Source organism: Rahnella sp. BIGb0236 (assembly GCF_004364755.1).
Classification (GTDB): Bacteria; Pseudomonadota; Gammaproteobacteria; order Enterobacterales; family Enterobacteriaceae; genus Rahnella; species Rahnella victoriana.
This window is the reverse complement of record NZ_SOAO01000004.1, coordinates 207747-223965: the sequence shown is the minus strand read 5'-3', so window position 1 is coordinate 223965 and position 16219 is coordinate 207747. Positions and strand designations below refer to the sequence as shown.

Sequence of the window (16219 nt, the reverse complement as noted above, 5' to 3'; positions counted from 1 at the left end):
TGCTTTAACCGGATAAATGTCGTATAGAAAACAGACAGATAATACTGGCGTTTTATACAGCCTTCAACCTTTGCGAAATAATCAGTGTGTAAATATTGCACGGCGGAACTCACGCCTGCGTACGCATCCCGATATATTCCTGTCCGCTCAGCAGGTTACCTAACGCCGCCTCGCGGGTGTCGCGCTGATCGGATTGTATCCACAGATACAGATTATCGACGTTATCAAACCGCACCAGCACGGTGTAGGTGGTTTCACCGTGCACCGGACGCAGGATATTCACATTCTGATAACCGGGAAACCGTGCCGCATCCGTCTTCAGCTGTTCCAGCCAGCTTTCGTATTCCGCCAGCTTATCCCGCCGTACGCCGTGGGTGATCACCAGGGTGATCTGTTCAGGTTGATGTGGATAAGCCATGGGATATTCCTTCTGAGTAACCGGTATTCTGGTTAACTGAATGTTGCGTTATATTCATAAACGATACGAAATCCGCACGGCTATTGATAACGGAAATATTTTGGGTTGTTGTTAAACAATTTTGGGGTGGGGAAGAATAATGCGATTAAGCCTTGAAGCGCTGCTGATCCTGGATGCGCTGGACAGACACGGCACCTTTGCCGCAGCCGCCGCCAGACTGTTTAAAACCGCGTCGGCACTGAGTTATACCGTGCAGAAAATGGAAAGTGATCTGAGCATTAAACTGCTGGACCGCTCCGGACATCGCGCGACCTTCACGCCGACCGGTCGCCTGATGCTGGAAAAAGGCCGCGTGCTGCTGCGCGCCGTCAGCGAGCTGGAACAGCAGGCGCAGTATGTGGAAAGCGGCTGGGAAAGCAAACTGACCATCAGCGTCGATGCCTCAGTGCCGTTCGCCCTGCTGGCGCCGCTGATTGACCGTTTTTACGCCGAGCATCAGCACACGCAGTTATTGTTCCGCCACGACGTGCTCGCCGGGTGCTGGGAAGCCCTGAGTTATGGCGAGGCCGACATTGTTTTCGGTGCCGTGCAGGAACCGGTCATCCGCAGTGGCATCGAATACCGCCCGATCGGCTGGCTGGAATATGTGTTTGCGGTTGCGCCGCATCACCCGCTCGCCGCAATGCCGGAACCGCTGGTGCGCGAGCAAATCCGTCAGTACCGCGCCGTGGTGGTTCATGACACGTCGCGTCACGGGACAGGTGCGGATTTGCGGGTGCTGGATGAGCAGAAGATGCTCAGCGTTCATGACTTTAACGCCAAAGTTCATGCACAGATTGCCGGGCTGGGCTGCGGCTATCTGCCGCGTTATCTGGCCGCGCCACATCTGGCAAGCGGTGCGCTGGTTGAGCGCCGTCTCGATACCGAAACCCGCCGCGATCAGGCATTTATGGCCTGGAACGAAAATGCTACCGGCAATGCGGCGATGTGGTGGCGCGAAAATTTGCAGGATTTCGAGGGCATTGCGGCGGTGTACAGCCAGGACTGAAAAACAAAAGCCGCATCATGCGGCTTTTTACTCTGGCTAACGCACCGACAGATAGTGATGCATCTGCGGTTTGTTCTCACCGCGATGATAACGCGTTACCTCGCTTTGCAGATCGGCATCCGCATGCGACACACGCTGATGCTGACGCAAATGTTCGTGCCAGGACTCCACCAGGAACCATTCCACCAGCCGCAGCGGGTCATCGCTGTGTTCGGTAATGCCCCACGCATAAGCTCCGTCACGGCGGCGTGCCAGCGAAAGTTTGCGGATTTCGCTCAGAAACGCCGGACGATCTTCCTGCGCAATCCTGTATTCAATCTGGATCATCACCGGGCCGCGATCGCCCTGCACATCGCCTTCCACCACCGGATTGTCCCAGTGACCGGCAGGCTGTAAATCCGCCTCACCCGCAGGCAGTTTCAGCCGCCAGCACAGCAATGCGGCAATCAGCAGCCCGGTTCCCGCCAGCAGCAATGCGCCCACCAGACCGGTTTCCCGGGCGATTAAGCCCCAGAACAGGCTGCCCGCCGCCATCGCGCCGTTAAACACCATCAGGTACACCGCCAGACCGCGACCGCGCACCCAGTCGGGCAGAACCGCTTGTGCCACGCCATTCATCGACGTCAGCGCAATGATCCAGCCCATCCCTAATACCACCATCAGTACGACCGCCAGCCATTTTGCCGGAGACGTCGCCAGCAGCAACATGACAGCCGCCGACAGCAGCGCGGAGAGCAGCACCAGGCCATCCACGCTCAGTTTCTGGCGTAAACGCGGCAACAGCAGCGCACCGAATATGGCACCGACGCCTACCGCGCCGAGCAGAATGCCGTAGAACCCGGCGGTTCCGTGCAGCATATTGCGGGCAATCAGCGGCAACATCGCCCAGATGGCGCTGGCAAACGCGAAGTAAATCGCCGCACGCAGCAGCACACGGTGCAGTTCGCGGCTGGCTTTGACATAACGCAGCCCGGCACGGAACGCACCGAGAAAGTGTTCGGATAACTCATTTTTGGCTTTGACCGGACGCTTCCACCACAGCAGTGCGCCAATCACAAACACATAGCTCATGACATCGGCGCCGTAAGCCGCACCGGCACCGAGGCTGGCTAACAGTAAGCCACCGCCCGCAGGCCCTACTGCGCGGGCAATATTAATCCCCAGTGAATTCAGCGCAACGGCATTGCGCAGATCAGGACGCGGCACCAGTTCCGGCACAATCGCCTGCCAGGCGGGACCCATCAGCGCCGCGCCAATACCGCCGATAAAGGTCAGCGCCACCAGATATTCCACGGTCAGCAAGTTATTGTGCGACAACAGAAGCAAGGTTCCGCTGACGCCCGCCAGCAACAGCTGAACAAAAATCAGCAGGCGGCGACGGTCAAGAATGTCGGACAGCACGCCGGCGGGGATCGCCAGCAAAAAAATCGGCAGCGTGGCGGCGGTTTGCATCAGCGCGACGGCCGCCGGGTTCGATGACAGCCCGGTCACTAACCATGAGCTGGCGACATCGCGCATAAAACTGCCGGTATTGCCGAGGATGGTCGCCACCCAGATCGTGGCGAATAATCCCTGTTTAAGCGGTGAAAATGCCCCGCCCGCGACACTGTTCTGGCTCATACCCGCCCCTTAATATCATTCCATGCGACATAGACAAACGCACCGGCCAGCCCGATATGTTCGAAGAATCCGTTCATCATCATCGCGCGTTCATGGCCGGAAACCTGCCAGTACGCATTCGCCATAAAATTGGCGCAGAAGGTGAACAGCGCCAGTGCCAGCGCGCCAGCCCAACGATATCGCCCGGAGAGGATCAGCGCAGAGGCTCCCAGTTCCAGCACAATGACTGCGGCAGCCATTGGCGCGGCAGGCGATAATCCGAAGTGCTGCATTTCAGCGATGGCACCGGGAAAATCGAACAACTTGACGATACCGCCCTGCAAATACGCGGCGCACAGGGCCAGCAGGGCAAACCAGCGGATAACCGGGAAAGGGACAACAGGAGCCGACAGACTGGAAACAGGGGCGTGACGCATGATTTCTCTCCTGCCGGAACCTGCTCAAGGCGCGGTTCCGGCCTGTTAATTGTTAATACCTCATCATTCGCACTGCAGGAAGGCGGCAAGCGAAGGAGTCCCGATGAGCTTACTCAGGTAACTGATTCGGGTGACTGAATCCAGCCAACGCACCTGCGGCGCGAAGGATGCCGGTATTAACCCTGGCGCTGTGGCGCTTTGTGAACCATGGTGTAGGCATAATCGACGCCCATACCGTAGGCACCGCTGTGCTCACGAACCAGATCCATGACCGCGTCGTAGGTTTCCTTGCGGGACCAGTCGCGCTGGTACTCAAGCAGAACCTGCTGCCAGGTCACCGGGATGGCACCGGCCTGCACCATACGGTCGATGGAACGTTCGTGGGCATCCACGCTGGTGCCGCCGGAGGTGTCGGTCACCACATACACTTCGTAGCCTTCTTTCATCGCCATCAGCGCCGGGAATGTCAGACAGACTTCTGTCCACAAGGCAGAGATAATCAGTTTTTTGCGGCCTGTGGCTTCAACGGCTTTGACGAATGCCGCGTCTTCCCAGGAATTCATTGATGTGCGCTCAATCGGTTTCACGTCAGGGTGAACCGCCAGCAGTTCCGGCCAGATGTAGCCGCTGAAGCTTTCCGTTTCCACCGAGGTGTAAATCACCGGCACGTTAAAAACTTTGCCCGCTTTAGCCAGAGCGACTGTATTATTTTTAAGCTGCTGGCGATCGATATTGGCGACGCCGAAAGACATTTGTGGCTGATGGTCGATGAAAATCAGGGTGGAATTCTGTGGGTCCAGCAAATCGAATTTAGACATTTTCATTTCCTCTCAGAGTGCATTGTTGGGTTGTGTGTTTGTATTTAACGTTGTGTTGTTGTGCTGCTGGAATTAACAATAGGTCAGGAGTCGAAAAGCAGATAGCGGAAAGAATTTGGCAACTTGTTCAGATTTTTTTGACAGGGCATTCCCTATATAAACAGTCATGAATACGCCTATTTTTCATAATGATAGGAACACCAAAATCTTTTAACGACTTGTCAAAAATAACCTGTTAGCAATATTTCCCCGCCACGCCTAATGTTGATTGCAACACAACACACAATACGCAAAACCTGCAAAAACAATCGCTGAGGAAATAAACATGAGCACATTCAATACCCAAGACGGCACTCAAATTTATTTTAAAGACTGGGGCAAAGGTAAGCCGGTATTATTCAGCCACGGCTGGCCGCTGGACGCCGATATGTGGGACAGCCAGATGAATTTCCTGGCTGATCGCGGTTATCGCGTTATCGCCTTTGACCGTCGCGGGTTTGGCCGTTCAGAACAGCCGTGGGAAGGTTACAACTACGACACTTTCGCGTCCGATATCAACGACCTGATCGAACATCTCGATCTGCATGACGTCACGCTGGTTGGTTTCTCAATGGGTGGCGGCGATGTGACGCGTTATATCAGCCGTTACGGCTCAGAACGTGTCACCAGTCTGGTGTTGTTAGGTGCGGTGACGCCGCTGTTTATTAAGACGGAAGATCATCCGCAGGGCGTGGATAAATCGGTCTTCGACGGCATCAAAACCGGCCTGCTGAAAGACCGCGCACAATTTATCAGTGACTTTGCGACGCCGTTCTACGGCACCAATCAGGGCATGACCGTTTCTGACGGCATAATGACCCAGACGCTGAACATCGCGCTGATGGCATCGCTGAAAGGCACCGTTGATTGTGTGACGGCATTCTCCGAGACGGATTTCCGCCCGGACATGGCGAAAATCACCGTGCCGACGCTGGTGATCCACGGCAGCGCCGACCAGATCGTGCCGTTTGAAGCCACCGGCAAACTGGCCGCAGAAATGATTAAGAATTCAGAGCTGAAAGTTTATGAAGGCGCACCGCACGGGTTTGCGGTTACCCATCAGGATCAGCTGAATGAAGATTTACTGGCGTTCCTGAGCGGTAAATAAATCAGGCCGCAGAAATAAAAAAGGCAGGTGATCTGACGATCGCCTGCCTTTTTTTATCCGGCCACTGTTACTTGTCTTTCACACCTAATATTTTGATATTCATGATGGAAAGTGAATTCGGCGGGATTTTCCCCGGAATGCCGTCTTTGCCATACGCCAGTTCAGGCGGAATATACAATGTGGCTTCACCTTGCAAACCCAGATTCAGCACGACTTCCTGAAGCACTGCCGGGATTTCCGTGACGGCCGCGCTGATCACATTATCGTCTTTTTCGCTGGCAATGACTTTACCGTCGCCCAGTTTCTCAATAATCCGCAGACGAATGCTTTTCTCCATCGTCACTTTAGGGGCAGAGCCTGGCTTAGTGATCTGGTAAATGAAGCCCGATTTGGCTTTCACCGCACCTTTCGTTTTGCCCGCTTTATCGAGGATTTTCTGGTTATTCTCTACATTGGACATCTTTTGCTTTTCCTGACGAGAGCGGATATCACTGTCCAGACTGTTCAGCGACTCCCGCATGTCTTCTGTCGACATGCTGGACAGCTCATTCATGCGGTCAACAAAGCCTTTGATAATCACATTGCGATCAATTTTCTCACCGGCGGATACCACCTGCTCGATTTTTGAATTCGCGGCCTGACCCAGCAAATACCCGACAGAATAAGAACGGCCGGTTTTCTTGCTTTCTTTCGCCTGCAACGCTTTCAGTTCGGCATCACTGATCAGCTCTCCGCCAGATTTTGTCACGGCAGCGATACTGTGTGAGGCGAGGTCTTTCTTCGTTTTATCCAGTTCGGCTGTCAGTTTATTTTTTTCTTCCGTAACTTTGGTCGCCGCCAGCTGACTCTCGCTGAGCTGGGTTGTCAGGCGTTTCACATCCTCAGAAGAGGTTGTTAATGCCGTTTGCGACGCCTGATACTCATTCTGCGATTTTTGATTCGCAGCCACAGACGCAGCCAGTTTTTCAGCCTGTGCGGTGCTTTGTTTCTGTAACTCTGCCAGTTGGGTATTCAGTTGCGCGTTGTCATCCGTGGCTTGTTTCAGGGTTTTCTGCAGGGCCAGATAATCCGCCTGAGATTTCTTATTGGCGGCTTCAGACGCAATCAGTTTTTCAGCCTGCGCGGCGCTTTGTTTCTGCAAGGCTGCCAGTTGGGTATTCAGTTGCGTTTTATCATCGGTGGCTTGTTTCAGGGTTTTCTGCAAGGCCAGATAATCCGCCTGAGATTTCTTATTGGCGGCTTCAGACGCAGACAACTTTTCATTTTGCGCCGCGCCTTGTTTCTGTAACGCTGCCAGCTGAGTTTTCATCTGCGCATTTTCATCCGCAGCCTGTTTCACGCTGTTCTGCAAGGCCAGATAATCTGCCTGAGTTTTCTTATTGGCAGCTTCAGAATCGGACAGTTTGCCATTCTGCGAGGTGCCCTGTTTATGCAGGTCTGCCAGCTGGGTTTTCAGCAGTGCATTCTCATCAGCGGCCTGTTTAAGGGTTTTCTGCAAGGTCTGATAATCGACCTGCGACTTTTTATTGGCCGTCTCTGACACAGACAGTTTGTCGTTCTGCGCGGCACTCTGTTTTTGTAAATCTGCCAGCTGGGTTTTCAGCTGTGCATTTTCATCAGCGGCCTGTTTAAGGGTTTTCTGCACGGCCAGATAGTCAGCCTGTGACTTTTTGTTGGCGGCTTCAGATTCGGACAGTTTGCCATTCTGCGCGGTGCCCTGTTTTTTCAGACCTGCCAGCTGAGTTTTCAACTGCGCATTCTCATCAGTGGCCTGTTTAAGGGTTTTCTGCAGAACCTGATTTTCACCGAGAGACTTGTTATTGGCGGCCACGGCAAACGCAATCTTCTCGTTCTGGCTGTCTCCCTGTTTTTGCAGATCGGCCAGTTGCGCTTTCAGCTGTGCATTTTCAGCGGCGGCTTGTTTTGCCGTCGTCTGCAACTCAGCGACATTCGCCTGGGATTTAGAGCCATTGCTTTGTAAAGCCTGCAACTTATCAGCCTGTTCCGTCGACTGCTTTTGCAGCGTCTCGAGCCGGGTTTTGAGCTGATGATTTTCTTCTGTCGCCTGCTGCAATGTCGCATTCAGTACCGCGAATTCAGCCAGCGATTTACCGTTAGCACGCGCGGATGAGCTGAGCTGCTCAATTCGCACGGAGGATTGCTTTTTCACGGTATCGAGTTGTGTTTTGAGTTGCGTATTTTCACTGGTTAATTTCTTAAAGCTCGCCTCAAGGGTGGCAATCTCTTTCTGGGCTTTTTTGGCTGCCAGCTGCGACGTCGCCACCTGCTCAGAGGATTTTTTCGCGACCCCGTCTTGACTGGTTTTCAGCGCGGTGAGCTGCGCTTTCAGTTGATCATTTTCAGCTTTGGTCTTTTTCAACGACTGCTGGATACCGGCCACTTCGTCCTGAGATTTTTTAGACGCGGTCTGCGCAACGGACAATTTTTCCGTCAGGCTTTCGGCTTGTTTCTTGCTGACCTGCAGCGTCTGTAACTGCGATTTGATCTGCTGATTTTCTTGTTGTGTATTTTTCAGCGAATTTTGCAGTTGTTTCAGTTCATCCTGCGCTTTTTTCTGTGCAAGTTTCTGGTCTGCCGACGGCGGGGTCACCACAGGTTTGGCTTTTAACGCCGCAATCTGCGTTTGTAGCTGTTGGTTTTCTTTTTGTGTATCCGCATAGGATTTTTGCAACGCCGCGTATTGGTCACGGGATTTTTCTGCGGTGGATTTTGCTGCCTCAAGGGATTTTTTGAGCTGATCGTTGGCCTTTTTCTGGGTGTCGCTGACATCCGCAGTGGCAGGCACCGCCGGTACCGATTGAGTGCTCGCAGGCTGAGGCGCTTTGGGGGTTTTCCTGGCTGGCGCTGGCGTCGGTTTAGGCCGCGGTTTTGGCGCTACCGGTTTTTCGACAGCGACGGGTTTTTCAACAGGGGCTTTCGGCACGACAATATTTTTTGGAGGCTGGATCAGCGGAGAGGAAGTCTTATCTTTTTCCGCAAAAACAGAAGGTTCTGGAGCAGAAATTAAATTTTCACTTTGCAACTGATCCAAAAGACTCAGGTTAGCATCCACCGGCTCTTCAGCATGGGCTCCCTGTATATTGATCAGGAGCAGAATTAAGAAGAAAGACTTCACTCGCGCCATCATATTTTATTCACTTCCTGAGAGCGCTCGTCCATGCTCTTAAAGGTCGCACCTTTAACTCTTGCGCAGATAAGTTTTAATTTTGAATCCAGCTCGATGTTCAGGATTTCCTGAGCATCTTTATTAATCAGACCCTTATTCGCTTTATACACATCATAAGATTTCGTCAGCTGATTAAACTGTTGCTGGTAAATTTCAAAATCGTGAGGAGAGAGACGCTGTAATGCTTTGAATTCATTAACACAGGTATTATTCGACGTTTTATTTGTCGGTGTCTCTTTTGTTGTCGCCACATTATTTTTCGTACTGCATGCGCTCAAAGCGATTAACGCCAGGAGTGCCAAAGACGTTAAGCCGGGCTTATTCATGGAAGTTATCCTGTAGGGTTTTACTGATGGAACACATTATTTTCCCAGCAAAATCGCCCGTGGAACACCCACTTTCACTTAAATGAATATGTAGCCAACCCAAAACAACTTATAAAAGACGGTTAATCATGGCATTAGAGGATAAAAAAAGTAAATTTAGTGCCAAAACCCGGTCTCCGCAAGCCTGCAAAAACACCTTTTTCTGCGTCAGATGACCCGATAGCGCGTCAAAATTGTGCTATGTCATCCAGAATTTTAACCGGCCAAAGCGGAGGCGGAAATAATAAATTAACGCTTTCCGTTAAAAAAGAAATGCCCCTCATTCGCGATTAGGATTATTGGTAAGCATAATTCTCATTCTGGGATTTCATGCCCCCAGACGTTCCATAAGAAAATCAATGACACTGCGTAATTTGGCAGAAGGACGACTATCCTGATGATATATCAGGTACAAGGGCGTTGGCTTATACGACCATGCCGGTAATACAGGAACCAGACGGCCCTGCGCGATATCGTCCATCAACACATAATCGGGTTGCAGAACAATCCCGCAGCCATTCAGTGCCGCAATCCTGAGGGAATTGCCCTGATTAGACATGAACCGGCCACTGATAAACGCCTTAAAGGTTTCCCCTTCCGGCCCCATCAGATCCCAGCGATCCTGATGCAGCCAGTAGGACAGGCCGAGGCAGCTGTAATTGCCGAGCTGATCGGGATGTTCCGGCATACCGTGCTGACGGATATAGTCCGGCGACGCGGCCAGTATCCGGCGATACGGGCGTAACGGACGCGCCACCACGCCCGGCTCACACACTTCCCCGATCTGAATGCCTAATTCGTAATTTTCCTGACTCAGATTCGGCACCCGGTTATCCAGATTCAGCATCACGTCCACATCGGGATGCTGCGCCATGTAGGCGCTCAGTTCCGGCACCAGACACTGACAGCCGAAACTGACCGGGGCAATCATTCGTACCAGCCCTTTCGGCGCGGCCTGCAATTCCATGGCGCTGCTCTCCGCCAGCTCCACTTCCGACAGCACCCGGCGACAGCGGTCAAAATAGAGCTGGCCGACTTCCGTCAGTTGCTGACGCCGCGTCGTGCGGTGCAATAAGCGCGCACCGAGCCTTTGTTCAATCTCCCGGATCTGCTTGCCCACCATCGTGGGTGAGACGCCGCTGGCCACCGCTGCCGCGGTGAAACTGCCACATTCCACCACTCTGACGAACATTTCCATTCCGGACAATTTGCTCATGATTATGAACCTGCAGGTTTCAATTCATTCAACTTAACACATATTTATCATTTCCCGCGCTTCAGTAAAAATCAGATTCAGCCCCTCAGCCGGGGGGCTGAAAAATAAGGAACCATGATGCCAATTATCCGTTTAGAACTGGTGCCGGGCCGTACGCCTGAGCAAAAAAGCGATTTCGCCCGTGAAGTCACGCGTGTCGCGGCAGAAACCCTCAACTGCAAGCCTGAAAGCCTTGATGTGGTGATTACTGAAGTCCCTAAAACGCATTGGGCAAAAGGCGGGAAACTGCTGGGGGAATAATTCTCAGGCGAAAGAAGACTGACCACCCGGCACATGTTCCCTGTGCCGGATGACTGAATGATTTCATTATGATTGCCACTTAACCGAGAAATAAAGAAATGAAAAACTCTTACTCTGCGGGCGTTATCTGCTGTCTGATAGCGACCTTATCCTGGGGCGCGACGTTCCCGATGATGACCAGCGCGCTGAGACATCTTGACCCCTATACTTTCACCACCCTGCGCTATGGTTTCGCGGCGATCGCGTTAGTGATCGCGCTGAGATTACGCGAAGGAAAACAGGGGCTGAACCTGAAAGGTGAACGCGTCGGTCTGGCCTGGTTATTAGGTTCAGCGGCTTTTGTGGGTTTTGGTTTTTTTGTTTTTCTGGGTCAGCAAATGGCCGGAGAAAACGGCGCGTTAACCACGTCGATCATGATGGCGACCATGCCGATGCTGGGTATTCTGGTAAACGGCGTATTGCGCAAAATCGTCCCGCCCGCGGTTTCCGTTGGCCTGATTATGATGTCTTTTTTTGGGGTGATGACCGTGATCACCAAAGGGCACTATGCCAGCCTGTTTGATTCACCTTCCAGCTACAAAGCCAACGCCCTGATTATTTTCGGCGCACTGTGTTGGGTATTTTACACCGTGGGCGCGTCGTTTTTCCCGACCTGGTCACCGCTTAAATACACCGCATTAACCAGCGTTCTCGGGATGACCAGCGTACTGGTATTAAACGCGCTGCTGTATATCACTGGCTTCGTGGCCGTGCCCGCCGTCAGCGACTTCGTGTATGTGATCCCGCATGTCTTTTACACCGCCTTCGTGGCCAGTTTTATCGGCATCCTGTGCTGGAATATCGGCAATAAAATCCTGACACCACTTAACGGGGTGTTGTTTATGGATATCGTCCCGATCACCGCGTTCTCTATCTCCGCCATGACCGGTGTCGAACCCAGCGCCCCGGAAATCGCGGGTGCCTGTATCACCGGTTCTGCGCTGATCCTCAATAATCTCTATCTTCGCTATCGCACACAGAAAAGCGTGGGCGTCCCTGTGCGCAATAACTGAGAGTTTTTACTGCACAACTGCGCAACCCGCCGTTATGACTGCTGCAAAGATTTGGTGCGCTGCGCAAAACTCTTACGCAACTTTTGCAGTTTCGGTGGGATCACTGCCATGCAATAACGGTTCTGCTGCCCGGCGCCATCCCAGTAATTCTGGTGATAGCCTTCGGCCACGTACACTTCGCCGAGCGGTTCGATGCTGGTCACGATCGGATCACGGTGATCGTGCTGCGCGCGCAGTATGGCGGCTTCCGCCTCCGCTTTCTGCTGTTCATTGGCCGGGAAAATCGCCGAACGGTATTGCGTGCCGACGTCATTCCCCTGACGGTTAAGCTGGGTCGGATCGTGGGTCACAAAGTGGATATCCAGCAGATCGCCGTAGCTCAGTTTTTCCGGGTCAAAACCGACGCGGATGGCTTCTGCATGGCCGGTCGTGCCGGTGCAAACCTGTTCATAGGTCGGATTCGGGCGACGGCCGCCGGTGTACACACTTTCCACCGACTCGACGCCGATGACGTCTTTGAACACCGCTTCCGTACACCAGAAGCAACCACCGCCGAAAATAGCGTATTCGATTGTCATGCAGACTCCTTAATTTAGGCAACAAAGGAAATATGGGGACAGATGACACTGAGATAAAGGGTTTACAATAAATAACCGGCTGTGTGAATTTCTTCTGCGCAGAAAAAGAGAATATTTTGTGTCAGTTAATTTCCCACAGAAATAATGCTGATATTGCGTCTGATTGATCTGCCTTTTTTTTCGTGGCAGACTCACTGACATTGAAATACACGGAATTCCCCTATGAAAGACGTAATTGAAGGCTTCCTCAGATTCCAGAAAGAGGCGTTTCCTCAACGCTCTAAGCTATTCAAAGAACTCGCGTTAAACCAAAATCCTAAGACCCTGTTTATCTCCTGTTCCGACAGCCGTCTGGTACCGGAATTAGTGACGCAACGTGAACCGGGTGAACTGTTTGTGATCCGTAATGCCGGGAATATTGTGCCGCCATTCGGGCCGGAACCGGGCGGCGTTTCCGCTACGGTCGAGTACGCCGTTAAAGCACTGGGCGTGAAAGATATCGTCATCTGCGGGCATTCCAACTGCGGCGCAATGAGCGCCATCGCTAACTGCACCTGTCTGGATCACATGCCTGCGGTCGCGCACTGGCTGCGTTATTCCGATGCCGCAAAAGCGATTAATGAATCCGTCGAACACGAAAATCCAGAAGCTCGTGTGAACGGTATGGTGCACCAGAACGTCGTGGCTCAGCTGAGCAACCTGCGTACGCATCCTTGCGTGGCGGTCGCGCTGGCGAAAGGGGAAATTACCCTGCACGGCTGGGTGTATGATATTGAATCCGGTTGCATCGAAGCCTTTGATGCGAAAAGCGCATCCTTTATTTCGCTGTCAGATAATCCGGAAGTCCGCGCCAGTTAATTGCCCGTAAAATAAAACATCCGGAACAGTGTTAAATAATGTTCCGGATGATAAATCAGCGACTTAAGTCTTATTATATTGTTGTCTTACCCTCTGCCGTAATATCCCCCTGCCTGAACGACAGTTAACCGATTTCTCTTTTACGCCACAGCGAGAATAATTGATGCCTGTTATCACGTTAGACCGTCTGGCCGATTGTCCTGCTGCACAGTGGGATGCGCTGGTGCCTGCGCAACAGCCTTTCCTCAGTTATGCCTTTTTATCGGCGCTGGAAGACAGCGGCAGCCTGGGACCGCACTCCGGCTGGCGTCCGCAGCATCTGCTCTGGCAGGAAAACGGCGAAATCCGCGCCGCCATTCCCGGCTACCGCAAGCGCCATTCTTATGGCGAATACGTCTTTGATCAGGGCTGGGCGGATGCCTGCCAGCGTTCGGGCATTGCCTATTACCCGAAATGGCTTGGCGCGGTGCCGTTCAGCCCGGTGACCGGCGCACGATTGCTGGGCGAGGAATCTGCCGCCATCAGCCTGTTGCAGGCGTTGCCGGATTATCTGGAAGAGAACGGCCTGACCGGCGCGCACATCAATTTTACCGACGAGCGCGCCAACCGGCTGATGGGCAGTGAAGCGGTGTGGCAGCACCGGCAGGGTTTGCAATATCACTGGCAGAATCGCGGTTACCGCGATTTTCAGGATTACCTTGATGCGCTGACATCGCGCAAGCGTAAACAGTTTCGCAAAGAGCGCGAACAGGTGGCTGCGCAGGGAATTGATTTTGTCTGGCGGGAAGGCGCACAGGTAACTGAATCACAATGGGATTTCGTTTATGCCTGCTACAGCAACACCTATCATATTCGCGGCCAGTCGCCGTATCTGACCCGCACTTTTTTCAGCCTGCTGGCGGAAAGAATGCCGGAGGCGATCCGCGTCGTCTTCGCGCAACAAAACGGCCGCGACGTGGCAATGGCGTTCAGCTTAATCAGTGGCGATACGTTTTACGGGCGTTACTGGGGCTGTCTGGCAGAATTCGACCGGCTGCATTTTGAAACCTGTTTCTATCAGGGAATGGAATACGCGATTGCCAGCGGGCTGGCGCGCTTTGACGCGGGCGCACAGGGTGAACACAAACTGCTGCGCGGCTTTGAGCCGGTGATCACCGACTCGTGGCACTATTTACGGCATCCGGGTTTACGTGACGCCGTGGAAGATTTTCTGGTGGAAGAACGTGCCGCCGTGCAGCGCTGGGCGGACGAAGCCCGCGAAGTGCTGCCCTACCGGCACGACGTCGTTTAAGTTCCGGCCTTAATCCATGCCGACAAATCCGCCGGTCTGATGTTGCCACAGGCGCGCATAAAGCCCGCCGTGCGCCAGCAGTTCGGCGTGATTGCCCGTCTCAACAATCTGCCCTTTTTCCAGCACCACCAGCCGGTCCATTTTGGCGATCGTCGATAAGCGGTGTGCAATCGCAATCACCGTTTTGCCGCCCATCAGCGTCTCCAGACTTTCCTGAATCGCCGCTTCCACTTCGGAATCCAGCGCCGATGTGGCTTCATCCATGATCAGGATAGGTGCGTTTTTCAGTAATACGCGGGCAATCGCGATACGCTGACGCTGGCCGCCGGAAAGTTTCACCCCGCGTTCGCCGACATGCGCATCCAGCCCGGTTCTGCCCAGCGAATCATAGAGTTCGGGAATAAACTCGTCGGCGCGTGCCTGACGGATTGCCAGCTGCAACTCTTCTTCCGTTGCGTCCGGCCGTCCGTACAGCAGGTTATCGCGGATCGAACGGTGCAGCAGCGAGGTATCCTGCGTGATCATGCCGATTTGCGCGCGCAGGCTTTCCTGCGTGACCTCCGCGATGTTCTGCTGATCAATCAGAATGCGGCCGCCGTCGATGTCATACAGGCGCAGCAGCAGGTTCACCAGCGTGGATTTCCCCGCGCCGGACGGTCCGATCAGGCCGATCTTCTCGCCGGGGCGGATCGCCAGATCCAGATGATGGATCACCCTGCCGCCTTTGCCGTAATTGAAGTCCACATGATCAAAGTGGATCGCACCCTGATCGACTTTCAGTGCTTTCGCCTGCGGTTGATCGGTGACGCTCAGCGGTTTCGCAATGGTATGCAGGCCGTCCTGCACCATACCGATATTTTCGAAAATACCGTTCACCACCCACATGATCCAGCCGGACATATTCACAATACGGATAACCAGGCCGGTCGCCAGCGCGATGGCTCCGACGCTTATCAGCGACTGCGTCCACAACCACAGCGCCAGACCCGTGGTGCTGACAATCAGCAGCCCGTTCAGCGTGGTGATTGACACGTCCATGCCGGTAACCAGACGCCCCGCCAGCTGGGTTTTCTCCGTCTGTTCGGTGATCGCTTCGCGGGCGTATTTCTGCTCAAGATCGGTATGCGCGAACAGTTTCAGCGTGGTGATATTGGTGTAACCGTCAACGATGCAGCCCATCAGTTTTGAGCGCGCTTCCGACGACTGCACCGAACGTTGTTTCACGCGCGGCACGAAATAACGCAGGCACACGCCATAGCCGAAAATCCAGATAATCAGCGGGATCATCAGCCGCCAGTCGGCTTCGGCAAACAGGAACAGCGCACTGGCGGCGTAAATCACCACATGCCAGATGGCATCCACCGCCTGCACCGCAGAATCGCGCAGCGAGTTCCCGGTCTGCATGATGCGCTGGGCAATGCGTCCGGCGAAATCGCTCTGGAAAAAGTTCAGACTTTGTTTGAGGACATACTTATGATTCTGCCAGCGGATCATGCTGGTCATGCCGGGGCTGATAGTCTGGTGAACCAGCAAATCATGCAGCCCGATAAATACCGGCCGCAGAATCATCGCCACCGCCGCCATCCACAACAGCTCGCCCATATGGTCGGTGAAAAAACTGCCCGGCGGGGTGTCTTTGGTCAGATCGATAATCTGGCTGAGATAGCTGAACAGCGAGACTTCAATCAGCGCGCAGACCAGCCCCACCACCAGCAAAATCGCAAAGCTTGGCCAGACCTGACGCAGATAATAAAGATAGAAAGGCAGAACCTGATCCGGCGGCTGAGCGGCCGGTGCCTCACGGAAGATGTCGATCATTCGCTCGAAACGGCGAAACAGCATAGCGATCCCCTTGATGATATCCCTGTCGGCGCTGCCGGATTTCCATGCCATTTCAACGCCGTA

Annotated in this window: 15 protein-coding genes; 6 read left to right on the top strand and 9 right to left on the bottom strand. The window is 53.5% G+C overall.

What is annotated here, in order from left to right:
- Positions 1-109 precede the first annotated feature (109 nt).
- The gene (locus EDF78_RS10725; RefSeq protein WP_095923893.1) at positions 110-418 is read right to left on the bottom strand and encodes an antibiotic biosynthesis monooxygenase; all 309 of its coding nucleotides are present in this window, start codon (positions 416-418) and stop codon (positions 110-112) included.
- A 139-nt stretch (positions 419-557) separates the two neighbouring features.
- Between EDF78_RS10725 and EDF78_RS10720 the strand changes: the two genes are divergently transcribed.
- The gene (locus tag EDF78_RS10720) at positions 558-1466 is read left to right on the top strand and encodes a LysR family transcriptional regulator (protein WP_133823080.1); all 909 of its coding nucleotides are present in this window, start codon (positions 558-560) and stop codon (positions 1464-1466) included.
- Positions 1467-1502: 36 nt separating this feature from the next.
- On the opposite strand, the gene EDF78_RS10715 is transcribed toward EDF78_RS10720, so the two are convergent.
- The 3 genes from EDF78_RS10715 to EDF78_RS10705 form a co-directional block, all read right to left on the bottom strand.
- Positions 1503-3086 (bottom strand): MFS transporter, encoded by a 1584-nt coding sequence (locus EDF78_RS10715; protein ID WP_119825408.1) that lies wholly within the window; start codon positions 3084-3086, stop codon positions 1503-1505.
- Entirely contained in the window at positions 3083-3502 is a 420-nt protein-coding gene (locus tag EDF78_RS10710; RefSeq protein ID WP_119825410.1) for a DoxX family protein, read from the bottom strand. Before EDF78_RS10710 ends, EDF78_RS10715 begins: the two co-directional genes overlap by 4 nt.
- Before the next feature lie 176 nt (positions 3503-3678).
- A complete protein-coding gene (locus tag EDF78_RS10705; RefSeq protein WP_095923897.1) occupies positions 3679-4320 on the bottom strand; it encodes a hydrolase in 642 nt (213 codons plus the stop codon).
- A 325-nt stretch (positions 4321-4645) separates the two neighbouring features.
- Here EDF78_RS10705 and EDF78_RS10700 point away from each other — a divergent pair, with 325 nt between their 5' ends.
- On the top strand, positions 4646-5467 hold the full coding sequence (locus tag EDF78_RS10700) for an alpha/beta hydrolase (protein ID WP_095923898.1): 822 nt from the start codon (positions 4646-4648) through the stop codon (positions 5465-5467).
- Between the two features lie 67 nt (positions 5468-5534).
- Here the strand turns inward: EDF78_RS10700 and EDF78_RS10695 are convergent, their stop codons facing one another.
- The 3 genes from EDF78_RS10695 to EDF78_RS10685 all read right to left on the bottom strand — a co-directional run bounded on the left by EDF78_RS10695 (position 5535) and on the right by EDF78_RS10685 (position 10235).
- Positions 5535-8615 (bottom strand): FKBP-type peptidyl-prolyl cis-trans isomerase N-terminal domain-containing protein, encoded by a 3081-nt coding sequence (locus EDF78_RS10695; protein ID WP_133823079.1) that lies wholly within the window; start codon positions 8613-8615, stop codon positions 5535-5537.
- Positions 8612-8980 (bottom strand): hypothetical protein, encoded by a 369-nt coding sequence (locus EDF78_RS10690; protein WP_095923900.1) that lies wholly within the window; start codon positions 8978-8980, stop codon positions 8612-8614. The genes EDF78_RS10695 and EDF78_RS10690 overlap by 4 nt, the downstream gene beginning before the upstream one ends.
- A gap of 367 nt (positions 8981-9347) precedes the next feature.
- Positions 9348-10235: a LysR family transcriptional regulator gene (locus EDF78_RS10685; protein WP_119825414.1), complete on the bottom strand. Its 888-nt coding sequence runs from the start codon at positions 10233-10235 to the stop codon at positions 9348-9350.
- A gap of 114 nt (positions 10236-10349) precedes the next feature.
- Between EDF78_RS10685 and EDF78_RS10680 the strand changes: the two genes are divergently transcribed.
- Together EDF78_RS10680 and EDF78_RS10675 are read left to right on the top strand one after the other, a co-directional pair.
- Positions 10350-10535 (top strand): 4-oxalocrotonate tautomerase, encoded by a 186-nt coding sequence (locus tag EDF78_RS10680; protein ID WP_232770321.1) that lies wholly within the window; start codon positions 10350-10352, stop codon positions 10533-10535.
- A gap of 98 nt (positions 10536-10633) precedes the next feature.
- A complete protein-coding gene (locus EDF78_RS10675) occupies positions 10634-11587 on the top strand; it encodes a DMT family transporter (RefSeq protein WP_133823078.1) in 954 nt (317 codons plus the stop codon).
- Positions 11588-11619: 32 nt separating this feature from the next.
- On the opposite strand, the gene msrA is transcribed toward EDF78_RS10675, so the two are convergent.
- Positions 11620-12165, bottom strand: a complete 546-nt coding sequence (gene msrA, locus EDF78_RS10670; RefSeq protein ID WP_095923904.1) for a peptide-methionine (S)-S-oxide reductase MsrA — start codon at positions 12163-12165, stop codon at positions 11620-11622.
- A 222-nt stretch (positions 12166-12387) separates the two neighbouring features.
- On the opposite strand from msrA, the gene EDF78_RS10665 reads away from it, so the two are divergent.
- The gene (locus tag EDF78_RS10665) at positions 12388-13023 is read left to right on the top strand and encodes a carbonic anhydrase (RefSeq protein WP_095923905.1); all 636 of its coding nucleotides are present in this window, start codon (positions 12388-12390) and stop codon (positions 13021-13023) included.
- A gap of 163 nt (positions 13024-13186) precedes the next feature.
- Entirely contained in the window at positions 13187-14314 is a 1128-nt protein-coding gene (locus EDF78_RS10660; protein ID WP_119825420.1) for a GNAT family N-acetyltransferase, read from the top strand.
- A gap of 9 nt (positions 14315-14323) precedes the next feature.
- On the opposite strand, the gene EDF78_RS10655 is transcribed toward EDF78_RS10660, so the two are convergent.
- On the bottom strand, positions 14324-16156 hold the full coding sequence (locus EDF78_RS10655; protein ID WP_095925237.1) for an ABC transporter ATP-binding protein: 1833 nt from the start codon (positions 16154-16156) through the stop codon (positions 14324-14326).
- Between the last annotated feature and the right edge of the window lie 63 nt (positions 16157-16219).